Here is an 11,628-nt window from a genome sequence, read left to right as displayed (position 1 = left end):
GGGGGTAACCTGCTGTAAATTCGGGAAAAAAGGAGCGCGCAGCGGCGAATCCGTGCGGCCACGCGCAGCCCGGAAAAGCTAAAACATCGGGGCTTGGGTGTCTGACATGGGAAGCGGGGACAAGCCCCGTGACCGGCCAGTCATGGCGTCGATCCGCGGGAACCGCGAATCGACGCCGATGTCGGCTCAGAGCCGGCGTTTGCGGTTGAGCGTCGGTATGGTGGTTTGCGGGACTTCCACCTGCCTGGCCTGCGCCGAAGTCTGGGCCGCCAGCGCCGCCAGGGTCGGCTGGCTGAACAGCGTGCGGGCATCGACGTGCAGCCCGGCCTGACGCATGCGCGCCACCAGACTGACCGCCAGCAACGAATGCCCGCCGAGTTCGAAGAAGTGATCGTTGCGCCCGACCTGCTCCAGTTGCAGCACCTCGGCCCAGATCTGCGCCAGCCGGATTTCGACTTCGCCTTCGGGTGCCTCGTAGCGACGACTGAGCACTGCCTCCGCCCCCGGTGCCGGCAAGGCCTTGCGGTCGACCTTGTCGTTGGGGGTCAGGGGCAACGCATCGAGCCTCACGTAGGCACCCGGCGCCATGTACTCCGGCAAACGCTCCAGCACGTGGGCACGCAAGCTTTCGATACGTGGCGCGTCGAAGCCATCGCGCACGGTGAAATACGCCACCAGTCGCTCGTCGCGCACCAGCACCACGGCTTCACGCACGGCCGGATGCTCGATCAGCCGCGCCTCGATTTCCCCCGGCTCCAGACGCAGGCCACGCAGCTTGACCTGGAAGTCGTTGCGCCCGAGGAACTCGAGGTTGCCGTCCGCCCGGTAGCACACCAGATCGCCGGTGCGATACAGGCGATCACCGGCCACGAACGGGCTGTCGATGAAGCGCTCGGCCTGCATGTCCGGCAGTCCCAGATAACCCCGCGCGACCCCGACGCCGCCGATGTGCAGGTGACCGCTGACGCCGAATGGCACCGGTTGGTCGTGGGCATCCAGCACATAGAGCCGGGTGTTGCTCAGGGCCTTGCCGATTGGCACTACGGCCTCTGGCACCGATTGATCGGGTTCAAGCGTCCAGCCGGTGCTGTCGACCGTGGTTTCGGTCGGCCCGTAGACGTTATGCAGACGCACCCATGGCAGGCGCTCGCGGACGCGCCGGGCCAGTGCGGCAGTCAGTTCACCGCCACCGTTGAGCACGTCGGTCAGGCTGGTGCACTGGCTGACATCGTCCTGCTCGATGAACTGTTGCAGCAGCGCCGGTACGAACTTGACCACGGTGATCTGCCGTTCTCGAATCACCTGGGTCACATAGGCCGAATCGCGGTTGCCGTCGGGACGCGCCAGCACCAGCCGCAGGCCTGAACACAGCGGCCAGAAGATCTCCCACACCGAACTGTCGAAGCTGAACGGCGCCTTCTGCAACAGCGCACCGTGCCCGGTCGGCGGGCTGATCTGCGAACCCCAGTGCACCATGTTGCAGGCACTTCGGTGCTCGATCATCACGCCCTTCGGCGTGCCGGTAGAGCCGGAGGTGTAGATCATGTAGGCCAGATTCGCGGCACTCAAACCCGATACGTGCGGGTTGTCGGCGGAAGCGTGCTGCCAGGTGCAATGGTCGAAATCGATGACCGGCACACCCGGATCAGCCAGCAGATTGCGGGTGGCTTCGTGCACCAGCACCGCCACTGGCGCGCTGTCTTGCAACATGTAGTGCAGGCGTTCCAGCGGATAGTCGGGATCCAGCGGCACATACGCGCCGCCCGCCTTGAGAATGCCGAGCAGGCCGACTATCAGGTCCAGGCTGCGTTCGACGCAGATCGCCACCCGGGAATCGGGCTGCACGCCGTGCTCGCGTAAATGATGCGCCAAGCGGTTGGCCTGCTCATTCAACTGGCGATACGTCAGCTGTTGTTCACCAGCCTGCAAGGCGATGGCGTCGGGTCGGCGTTGCGCTTGCTGCTCGAACAACACCTGAAGCGGCTGATCGACCGGGCAATCGACTTCGCTGGCATTGAACTCGACCAGCAGTTGTTCAAGCTCCGCTGCCGGCAGGATCGACAAGCGATTCAACGGCTGTTGCGGTGTCTGCTCCAGCGCATCGACCAGCGCCTGCAACGCGGTTTGCACGTAGTCGCCGATGCGCCGGGCGCCGATGCTGACCAGGGTTCGCGTGGTGATCTGCAAGGCGCTGCCCAGGTCATCGACGCTCAAGGTCAGTGGGTAGTTGGTGCGTTCTTCGTTCTCCAGCGTCTGGATGCCTTGCCAGGCCGGATCCGCCGTCGATTCCTGCACCTCAAGGTCGGTGTGCCGATAGTTGAGCAACGCACTGAACAGCGGTGCCGGCGACGCGACGCCGCTGCAACGCTGGGCCAGCGCCAGCGATGCATGCTCGTGCCCGAGCAGGTCGGTCAGTCGGGCGTGGGTAAGCAACACGGCATCACGCGCGCCCCGGTCCATGTCCACCCGCAATGGCAGGGTGTTGATGAACACCCCGAGCGCCCGGTCCGCGCCCTCGCCGCCCTGCATGCGGCCCATGAACACGCTGCCGAATACCACACGTTCCTGCCCCGAGGTCGCTGCCAGCACCTGCGCCCAGGCCAGGTGAATCAGGCTGGCCACGCTGACGCCTGCCTGCCGCGCTTGCAGGCGCAAGCGGCGGTCCAGTTCAGGCGCAAGGGTTCGCACGGCTTCGTCGATGCCGCGACCATCGCCCTGCACGTCCTGCAAACCGAACGGCAGGGTCGGCTCGTCGATGTCGGCGAGCATTTCGCGGAAAAACGCTTCGTGTTCCTGCTCGCTGACACCGAGCCGGGTCTGGGCCACGTAATTGCGATACGGCACCGCCGGCGGCAACGGCTCGCCCTGTCCCAGCAGGTTGGCGCGCATTTCATGGCGCAAGACTTCCAGGGCGATGTGATCCAGCGCCAGGTGATGGAACAACAGAATCGCCACGATCCGCCCATGGGCCGGATCGCGGGCATACATCAGCCGGATCAGCGGCGCCTGACTGACGTCGATGCGATAACGCCGGGCATCGAAGCGCTCGTGCAATTGCGCGAGGACATCGCCCTCGGCCGGGTCGAGCATGATTTCCTGCACCGGCAATTCAGCCTGGCGCCAGACCACCTGCACTGGCGTGGTCAACCCTTCCCAGACCACTGCAGTGCGCAGGATATCGTGCCGCGCCATGACCTGACGCAACGCCGCCGCATAGGCCTCGACCCGCTCGACGCTGTCGAACGCCAGCTGCGATTGCAGCAGGTACGGATCACCCTGGGCGGCGGTGATGTGGTGATAGAGGATGCCTTCCTGCAACGGCGCCAGCGGATAAATGTCCTGCACGTTGGCCGCCCCGCCCGGCACCGTGGCGATGATTCTGTCGAGGGTGGCCTGATCCAGCTCGACCAACGGCAACAGCTCCGGGGTGATCTGCGTGCAACCCGGCGGAATGCGATTGGCCGGCACTTCAACTTCGCGACCACTGCCCACCGACGCGGCAAGTGCCGCCAGGGTCGGCTGGCCGAACAGCACGCGCACGTCGCTGCTCATGCCGAGCTGGCGCATGCGTTCGATCAGGTTGACCGCCAGCAACGAATGCCCGCCCAGTTCGAAGAAGTGATCGTGACGCCCGACCTTTTCGACTTGCAGCACCTCGGCCCAGATCTGCGCCAGGAGGATTTCGACGTCGCCTTGCGGGGCCTCGTACTCGCGGCGGATCAACGCCTCCGGCCCCGGAGCCGGCAACGCCTGACGATCCAGCTTGCCGTTGGCGGTCAGGGGCAACGCCGTCAAGCGCACGTAGGCCGATGGCAGCATCGCGCTGGGCAGACGGGTTTGCAGATGGGCATGCAATTGCGTGATGTCCAGCGGCTGGTGTTCGGTGAACCAGGCCAGCAACTGCCCGTCGCGCACCTGCACCACCGCATCACGCACGGACTCATGACTGCTCAACGCCGCTTCGATTTCGCCGGGCTCGATGCGCACACCACGGATTTTCACCTGATCGTCGTTGCGGCCCAGGTATTCGATAGTGCCGTCAGGGCGCCAGCGTGCGAGGTCGCCGGTGCGGTACATCCGCGCGTTGGGCTGGCGGCTGAACGGATCGTCGAGAAAGCGTTCGGCGGTCAGTTCCGGCCGGTTGAAGTAACCCCGCGCCACCCCGGCACCACCGACGTAGAGCTCACCGGCCACGCCAATCGGCACCGGTCGCTGTCGGTCATCCAGCAGATAGGTCGTGGCGTTGCTGACGGGTTTGCCGATGTGCAGCGTCCGGCCCGGTTCGATGCGACCCGAGGTGGCGACCACCGTCGCTTCGGTCGGGCCGTAGTTGTTGATCACCGCGAAGGTCTGCTCGCGATTGAACTGACGCAGGCGATCACCGCCGATCAGCAGCGTGCGCAGGGTCGGGTGTTCGAGGTGGCGACTGAAGGCGTACTCGGCAATCGGCGTTGGCAGGAAACTCACGTCCAGCGGTTGTGCGCGCCACCAGTCGAGCAGCGCGTCGATGTCTTCGCCACCGTCGCGGGACGGCGCCAGGTGCAGGGTCGCGCCGGCACACAGTGCGGGCCAGACTTCCCAGGCCATGGCGTCAAAGCCGAAGCCGGCCAGGCTCGAGGTGTGGCCACCCGCGCCCAGGTCGAAAGCCGTGCAATGCCAGTCCACCAGATTCGACAGGGTCCGATGTTCGACCATCACGCCTTTGGGCTGGCCGGTAGAACCGGAGGTGTAGATCACGTAGGCCAGATGCCCGGTGGTCAGGCCCGAGACGTCGGGGTTGAGATCGTTGACCGGCCAGGAACGCGAGTCGATGTCGATCAGCGGCACGTTCAGCACCGGCAGACGTTCACGCAGATTGCGCTGGGTCAGGACCACGACCGGCGCGCTGTCGCTCAATAAATAGCTCAAACGTTCCGCAGGATGGGCCGGATCGACCGGCACATAACCGGCGCCGGACTTGAGGATTGCCAGCAACGCGACCAAGGTGTCCAGCCCTCGGCGGGCGACCAGCGCCACGCGGTCATCGGGCCGCACACCGAGCCCGATCAAATGATGGGCCAGGGCGTTGGCCTTTCGGTTCAGTTCGGCATAGGTCAGCCGTTGCCCCTGGGATTCTGCCGCCACCGCATCCGGCCGCATCGCCGCTTGCGCTTCGATTCGCTGATGAATGGTCAGCCCGTCGGGGTAATCAGTGCGGGTGTCATTCCACTCTTGCAGCAACGCCGACTCGGCCGGCAGGTTCAGGCTGAAATCGCCCACCGCCAGCGAAGTATCTTCAAGCCCCTGCTCCAGCACCCACAGCAATCGGCCGCACAGCGCCGCGATTTCTTCCGCGTCAAAGTAGGCCTCGTTGTACACCATGTACAAACTGTCCTCTTCGTCGCCACGGCTGCTCAACAGGTGCACGGACAGCGGCGTGCCCTCTTCATGGTTGGACACTTTGACCACCCGCCCCCGGGCTTCTCCGTACCGGTATTCATGGGCGTCCCGCTCGTAGGAGACGGTCACTTCGAACAGCTGTGATCGATCCTCGCGCAGCAGACCCAGCGCACGGTTCATCTCACTCAGGGGAAAACGCTGATGGCGGAAATCCTGTTTCAGCTCATCGCGAACGGCCTTGACCAGCGCACCAAACGCCAGCTCGCGCCCGAACCCCATGCGCACGGCGCTGACCTGGGTGAACAGCCCCAGGGTCGACTTGAAACGGGCCCCGGAACGATTGAGCAACGGCAAGCCCACCACCCATTCATCACGCTGGCCAATGCGGCTGAAGTACGCATGCATCGCCGCCAGCAGAAAGTGCAACGCCGAAGCCCCGTACTCTGCGGCCACCTGCTTCATGCGGTCGTGAAGGCGGGCCGGAAAGACCTGCGAGAAAATCCGCGTCGGTGCCGTCGCGCCGGCAAAGCGTTCCTGATAGCGCGGCAACAACAGCGGTTCGGGAAGATGCCGGTATTTGTCCAGCCAGTACGCACGGTCACGCGCATAGCGGGCGGACTCGTAATACCGTGCGTCGTCATGAATGAAGTCGATATAGGACGGCGCCGAATCCGGCGGCTGTTGCCCGAGCGCCAGGGCGTTGTAGATCTCGTCGAGGGACTTGAGCATTTCGCCAAAGCCCCAGCCATCGACAATCAGGTGATGGGCCTGGAGCGAAAACCAATGGCAGCGATCATCGAGACGGATCAGGCAGAAACGGAACAGCGGCCCGCCGTCCAGCGTGAACGGCTGTTCGATGCGCTCCTGAGTCAACCGGCGCGCCGCCGCCTCCGGCTCTGGATGGGCACTGAAGTCATGGAACGGCATCGGCACCGGCATCGAGGTTGCAAAACGCTGCAACGGCAGACCGTGCTCACCGGCACCCAGCAGCAGACTGGTGCGCAGGGCGTCATGCCGGGCCACGAGGCCTTCAAGGGACGCGTGCATCAATTCAGGATCAAGGGCGCCGGTCATCTCGACATAACCACCGATGTTGTACACCGGCGAATCCCCCTGACGCAGTTGATCGAGCCAGATGTCACGCTGGGCAGCGGTCAGCGGGAAGGCTTCGGAAATCGCGGACAGACCGTCCGCCGCATCGGCAGCAAATTGGTTCATAAGATCCGTCTCATGTGATTTGGCGCGTATTCAAGCATCGGCCCCGAAACCCGCATGACACGTGAAACCCGGACAACTCCCCCCTCTTTACCCCGCCCCGAGGGGCGCCAGCCCCGGACAAGTCAGTTATTCCCCCGAAAGTTCGGAAAGAAATGGCTGAAAATCCTGTAGGACAATCGCCACACGCTGCTACCGACCAGCGCCTCGCAAATGTGGGACGCGGCGGTCCGAGCCCCGGATTTCGGGGTTCCCACTAGACCGTACAGTCACGAACTACGAGCCCTTACACATTGATCTGACAGAAACGTGACGCCATTTTTTCGGAATTAGTGGCACTTTGTGTCCCCGTTTTCCCCTACAGACGTAGGACAAATGCATAGGCTTAAATCCCGCTCCAGATCGATTTCAAGGAGAAACGCTGGGTTGGCGGCTTCACAGGTGCATGCACGGCAGATGATTCGGCAATGGCTTTAAATCAGGGATGACAAGGATATGAATCTGACCGGCAGTCTTCGCAACATGGAAAACCCGCACTTCTACTGGCAACTGGGCGAGTTGATCGCCAGTACGGGGAACGAACGATTCGCCTCCAACATGTTTCAGTTGGTCGACACCCTGGTGCCGGTCAACCGGGTCGATCTCAGCGAATGGACACTCGACGAGCGCGAGGCCAGCGTGGTCGAGATCAAGGCCCTGGGCAGCGCCGGTTTGCCGGATACCTTCCCGCCCCCGGACCCGCTGCAATGTCAGGACGATCATCCGCTGTTGCAGAAGATGATCGAGATGAATGACTCGCTGCTGATTCAACTCAAGGCCTCGCTGCAGCAACGACACCCGCACCACAGCGTCCACCAGTGCAATCTGGTGTCACGCACCTCCAACCGCCGCTGTGTCATCTCGTTCTGCCGCCCTCACACGCACCGGGTGTTTTCCCTGCCGGAGCTGTCGTTTCTCAAAAGCCTGTCCGATACCCTGCTGCCGTTGATCGAGCGTCACGCGCAGATCCGTCGGCAAATCATCGCCAGACAGCCGCGCCCACTCCAGGCCGATCAGGAGCAGACACCGTTGCAGCAGGTGTTCGACGAGCGCCTGGCACTGGGCGACATCACCCTGTCCGTGCGCGAGAAGGAAGTCTGCCTGGGCCTGCTGACCGGCGGCACCGTGCCGCAGATGGCCGAGCGGTTGCGGGTCAAGAACAGCTCGATCGAGACCTACCTCAAGCGCGCGGCGGCCAAGCTCGGGGTCAGTGGGCGTCACGGTCTGGCGAAATGGATGGCCGGGGCCTGATCCGGCGTTTTCTCATCACGGGCCTTCGCGCCCACTCCTATTTGTGAACGAGGCTGTTTGATGTCCAGGTTGCCGATCTCCCTGCTGTCCATGGCGTTGCTGATGGGCGGCTGCTCGCTGATTCCCGATTACCAGCGTCCGGCGTCACCCAACGCGGCGCAGTATCCAAACGGCCCCGCCTACCCTGCGTCAACCCAGACCACGACCGCTGTCGAGGACTGGCGCGGGCTGTTCAATGACCCGGCGTTGCAGCAATTGATTGAAAGCGCACTGGTCAACAACCGTGACTTGCGGGTTGCCGCGCTGAACGTCGAAGCATTCCAGGCGCAATACCGCATTCAACGCGCCGATCTGTTGCCGGCGGTTTCAGCCAATGCCAATGAGTTGCGGCAACGGGTGCCGGCCAGCGTGACCAAAACCAAAGCGGCGATCACCTCGACCTACTCGGCGAACCTTGGCATCAGCGCCTACGAACTGGATTTCTTTGGCCGGGTCCGCAGCCTCAGCGAGCAGGCCTTGATGAGCTGGCTGGCCACCGAAGAAGCCCGCCGCAGCGCGCAACTGAGCCTGGTGGCCAACGTTGCCAATGCCTACCTGACCTGGCGCGCCGATCAGGAATTGCTGGCCCTGGCCCAGGAAACCCTGGCCGCCGACGAGCAAAGCCTGCGCCTGACCACCCGCAATCGCGAGGCCGGCAAATCTTCGGCGCTGGACCAGATCCAGGCGCAGACCAGTGTCGACAGCACCCGTGCCAGTCTTGCCCGCTATCAACGCCAGGTGGCCCAGGACTTGAACAGCCTGACCTTGCTGGTCGGTGCGCCGGTTCCGGAGACTCTGCCGGCACGACCACTGGCCAGTGATCTGGTGGCGCAAGTACCGGCCGGGTTGCCGTCGGATCTGCTGCAACGCCGGCCGGACATTCTCCAGGCCGAATACAAGCTGAAAGCTGCCAACGCCAATATCGGCGCAGCCCGGGCGGCGTTTTTTCCCAGTGTCAGCCTGACGGCCAATGCCGGCACATCGAGTCGGGACCTGTCGGGATTGTTCAAGGGCGGCTCCGGCGCCTGGACCTTCCAGCCGCAGATCAACCTGCCGATCTTCAACGCCGGCAGCCTGCGCGCCAGCCTCGATTACGCGAAGCTGCAGAAGGACATCACGGTCGCCGAATACGAAAAGACCATTCAGACCGCCTTTCAGGAAGTGTCCGACGGTCTCGCCGCGCGGGAAACCTATCAGCAACAGCTACAGGCCCAGCGCGATCTGGTGCAGGCGACTCAGGACTACTACAACATGGCGCAGCACCGCTACCGGACCGGTGTCGACAGCAGCCTGACGTTTCTCGATGCCCAGCGTTCGCTGTTCAGTTCGCAGCAAGGTCTGATCTCCGACCGGTTGGCGCAACTGGTGGCGCAAGTGAACCTGTACACCGCACTGGGCGGTAGCTGGAGCCCGGTCGAACCGTCGCCGCAATAACCGCAGGTCATGTTTTCTTACACCTTTTGTCGCCAGATCTGACATCCGTCGGTGATCAAAAACCGACCTGCCGGTTCATTTTGGTATCATGCGCCGCTTTTACGGTTAACCCCCCGCCTGTCTTGCTGACCGGCGGGCTGCAAAAGGCGGTATTAGATGACGGCTTTGTTGACTCGCCGCAAGGTGCTTGCGGGAATGGGCGTGCTCGGCCTGGGCCTGCTCGCCGGCTGCGACACCCGTGGCCAACTGTCGTACAAGTACGGCAAGGATCTGAGCGACAAGATCCTCGGACGCACCTTCAAGCTCAAGGACACCGAAGGCAACACCGTGACGCTGTCGAGCTTTCGTGGCTTGATGCCGATGATTTTCTTCGGTTTCACCCAGTGCCCGGCCGTCTGCCCGACGACCCTGGCCCGCGCGGCGAAAATCAAGAAGCTGATGGGCAAGGATGGCGACATCCTGCAGGTGGTGTTCATCACCCTCGACCCGGAACGCGACACGCCCGAAATCCTCGACGCCTACGTCAAGACCTTCGACCCGAGCTTCGTCGCCCTCTACGGCACCCTCGAGGAAACCAAGGCCACCGCCAAGGAATTCGACGTTTTCTACGAGAAAGTCCCTGCCGGCGACACTTACACCCTGTCGCACACGTCTACCAGTTATGTCTATGACACCCGCGGCAACCTGCGCGTGGGTCTGTCCCAATCGCTTTCTGCACAAGAGTGTACGGAAGATTTGCAAACCGTCATGGAGGTCTGCTGATGAACCCTTTCCTGAACAACATCAAACGTGCCGCACTGGGCCTGTCCCTGCTGGGCCTGGCCTTCCAGGTTTCCGCGCAGACCAGGGTCGATGACGCCTGGGTCCGTGCAACCGTGCCAAACCAGTCGGCCAGCGGCGCGTTCATGACCGTCACCGCCGACAGCGACAGCAAGCTGCTCAGTGTTGCCTCGCCGGTGGCCAAGAACGTGCAGATTCATGAAATGACCATGAAGAACGACGTGATGAGCATGGGCCCGGTCAACTCGGTCGACCTGCCGGCCGGCAAGGCTGTGAAGCTCGATCCGAACGGCTACCACGTGATGCTGATGGGCCTGAACGGTCAACTGAAGGAAGGCGACACCGTGCCGCTAACCCTGACCGTGGAAAACGCCAAGGGCGAAAAACAGGCCATCGAAGTCCAGGCGCCGGTGCGCTCGCTGACCAACATGGAAGGCCACGATCACAGCAAGATGCATTGATCGCTGGCTGACCGCGTTACGGCTTCAAAAAACAAACGGGGCGGCATGATCGACGATCATGCCGCCCCGTTTGCGTCTGGGTGTCAGGCCAGTTTCAATTCGACATGGTGGCGAAAGGCATCCGGATTTTCGGTAATGGACAGTACATCAGACAATCGAACTCAGCGATGGCGCGCCAACGCATCCCGCACGTTCTGCCTGGATAGCTTTGAAGGATTGGCTTGAGCGCGATCTTGCGAATGAATGGAGGCTGACTGCATTGACGGCCCATTCGCCAGAAGCTTCTTGCGCTTGGCCACCTGCCGCCACTGGTAACCGAAATAACCCGCGGCCACGAAGAATCCCAGCGCGCCTGAAAACAAACCCACAAAAACCCACAGGAAAAAGGTGATCAGCAACGTCTTCCAGTTGAACACCGACAAGGACTTGCCGGCAGGCGTCTGTTTGTCTTCGATCGGTTCAGGTTCAATATTTGGCACTTGCTGAACGCCATCCAGATCAAAACGCAAGGCGACATCCATACCCGGCATTTGCACCTGGATCTGGTTGCCTTCCACAGACTGGACCCGAATCTCGCCATTGATGATCGAAGCCGAGCTGAAGCTGATGTGGGTTTCGCGGCGGATTTCACCGTTCACCAGCGTCACCACTGTGGGATTGTCACCATTGGCACTTTTACGCATGTCGATTCCTTGAGGATTCACGCCGGACCACGTGAATAAAGCAGATCCCGAAGGCGCGAATGCTACTGAGTGGCCATCACCCTGTCCATAAAGAGCGGCCTTCATCATGGCGTTCGATGACCAGCGCTTAGCCGTTTCCACCAGACTTCATAGCGTCAGGTAACACGTGTCAAAGGCGCAATAAACAGCCTGAAACAATTAATCCCCTGTTTCGCCGGGGCCGAAAACCACCTCCCTCCCCGCTGATACGAACGCAGGTCAAGGCTTCAGGCAATTCGACCAAATCGCACACGCGTTCGACAACGGATCAGCCATGCGTTTAAAAAGGCGATCAGACAGCCCACCCT

6 protein-coding genes are annotated in these 11,628 nt (G+C 62.4%); 4 read left to right on the top strand and 2 right to left on the bottom strand.

Features of this window, described 5'->3' with window-relative positions:
- Positions 1 to 186 precede the first annotated feature (186 nt).
- Complete coding sequence (locus IF189_RS11400; RefSeq protein ID WP_192553307.1) at positions 187 to 6,597, bottom strand: non-ribosomal peptide synthetase; 6,411 nt, start codon at positions 6,595 to 6,597, stop codon at positions 187 to 189.
- 492 nt (positions 6,598 to 7,089) lie between these two features.
- Here IF189_RS11400 and IF189_RS11395 point away from each other — a divergent pair, with 492 nt between their 5' ends.
- The 4 genes from IF189_RS11395 to IF189_RS11380 all read left to right on the top strand — a co-directional run bounded on the left by IF189_RS11395 (position 7,090) and on the right by IF189_RS11380 (position 10,598).
- Positions 7,090 to 7,884: a helix-turn-helix transcriptional regulator gene (locus IF189_RS11395; RefSeq protein WP_085708573.1), complete on the top strand. Its 795-nt coding sequence runs from the start codon at positions 7,090 to 7,092 to the stop codon at positions 7,882 to 7,884.
- A gap of 60 nt (positions 7,885 to 7,944) precedes the next feature.
- Positions 7,945 to 9,357, top strand: a complete 1,413-nt coding sequence (gene adeC / locus IF189_RS11390) for an AdeC/AdeK/OprM family multidrug efflux complex outer membrane factor (protein ID WP_192553306.1) — start codon at positions 7,945 to 7,947, stop codon at positions 9,355 to 9,357.
- A gap of 156 nt (positions 9,358 to 9,513) precedes the next feature.
- On the top strand, positions 9,514 to 10,119 hold the full coding sequence (locus tag IF189_RS11385) for an SCO family protein (protein WP_119426602.1): 606 nt from the start codon (positions 9,514 to 9,516) through the stop codon (positions 10,117 to 10,119).
- A complete protein-coding gene (locus IF189_RS11380; protein ID WP_192553305.1) occupies positions 10,119 to 10,598 on the top strand; it encodes a copper chaperone PCu(A)C in 480 nt (159 codons plus the stop codon). Before IF189_RS11385 ends, IF189_RS11380 begins: the two co-directional genes overlap by 1 nt.
- Positions 10,599 to 10,759: 161 nt before the next feature.
- On the opposite strand, the gene IF189_RS11375 is transcribed toward IF189_RS11380, so the two are convergent.
- Positions 10,760 to 11,281, bottom strand: a complete 522-nt coding sequence (locus tag IF189_RS11375; RefSeq protein WP_192553304.1) for a hypothetical protein — start codon at positions 11,279 to 11,281, stop codon at positions 10,760 to 10,762.
- Between the last annotated feature and the right edge of the window lie 347 nt (positions 11,282 to 11,628).

The organism is Pseudomonas sp. IzPS59 (assembly GCF_014863505.1).
Lineage (GTDB): Bacteria > Pseudomonadota > Gammaproteobacteria > Pseudomonadales > Pseudomonadaceae > Aquipseudomonas > Aquipseudomonas kribbensis.
This window is presented reverse-complemented; position numbering and strand designations above follow the sequence as displayed.